At 69.0% G+C, this 1,029-nt stretch carries 2 pseudogenes; both read left to right on the top strand.

The annotated features are described in order from the left end of the window. Nucleotides 1–188, top strand: a pseudogene (locus F0Q45_RS28285) (hypothetical protein); the annotation flags it as partial. A gap of 236 nt (nt 189–424) precedes the next feature. Continuing rightward, nucleotides 425–826: pseudogene (locus tag F0Q45_RS28280) on the top strand (DISARM system helicase DrmA); the annotation flags it as partial. Nucleotides 827–1,029 lie beyond the last annotated feature (203 nt).

The raw sequence follows: 1,029 nt of genomic DNA, 5'->3' as shown, positions 1-1,029 counted from the left end.
GCTGACCGGCGCTGCGCTCATCGACGACAACGCCGACGACCAGGCCGACCGGGGAGATTTGGTCGAGGCCCGTGCCGACGCCGAGGCGCTCGCCGAGGGCGGTGGGGTGCCGGCCTACGCGGCCGACGAGAACGACGCCGACACCGAAGACGACGACGCCCAGGACCGCGCACCCAAGCAGGGCATGATGATCCCGGCCTCAATGGGTTTGCGGTTCCAGGTGCCGCCCGCGCTGGCGTCGTTCACCGTCACCGCGTCATGGGGAACCTACGAGACCGTCGAGAGCGGGGAGGTGACCAAGGCCGGGCGTGCGATCCGGCACTATCAGCGAACCCCGGTCGAGGAAGCCCGCACCATCACGCTGGCCGGCCTCGCCCCCGGCCGCACCGCGACCATCCCGCTGCGGGACTCCATCTGCTTGCGCGTGGACCGCTACAACGACCAGGCGTCCGGGCGAGTCCTCATCGAGATCGCGCTGTGCAACGACCGCGCCACACCGATGCCAATCCCGATCGGGCTGTGGATGTTTCAGACCAAGTTGTATGTCGACGCCGGCGGCGCCGAGGTGTTCCTGCCAGTCTGCGACGTGCTGGAACAAGACCTCGCCGAGTACCACGAGGAGGTGCGCCGGCTGAACCTGCAGTACCGCAACCGGTTGGAGTATGCGATCGGGCGGACCTGCTCGGTGGACTGGTCGGTGAAGAACGGCTCGCGGCGCGCGTCGGCGGTGTGGACCACATGGCTGCCGGTCGCCGAGACACCGCAGACCCGGGCCGGGTCGGTGGAGAACGCACTGTTGTCCATGGACAAGCTGGCGCGCGTCACCCCTGAGGAGTTACGCCGCGGATTGGTGCCGCTCGTCGCGGGATACCGAAGCTGGCTACAGGGTCAGGCGGCCGCCGCGGCCGAGCTGCCCGAGCACCTGCGCCCGACCGCCGACGAGGTGTTATCCAAAGCGCGCCAGGCCCACAAGCGATTACAAGCGGGGCTGGATCATGTTGCGGCCGACGCGGAAGCGCTGCGCTGCTT

Source organism: Mycobacterium simiae (genome assembly GCF_008370645.1).
GTDB classification, from domain to species: Bacteria; Actinomycetota; Actinomycetes; order Mycobacteriales; family Mycobacteriaceae; genus Mycobacterium; species Mycobacterium simiae_A.
Note: the sequence above shows the minus strand (reverse complement) of the source record. Positions and strands in the feature narration are given on the sequence as shown.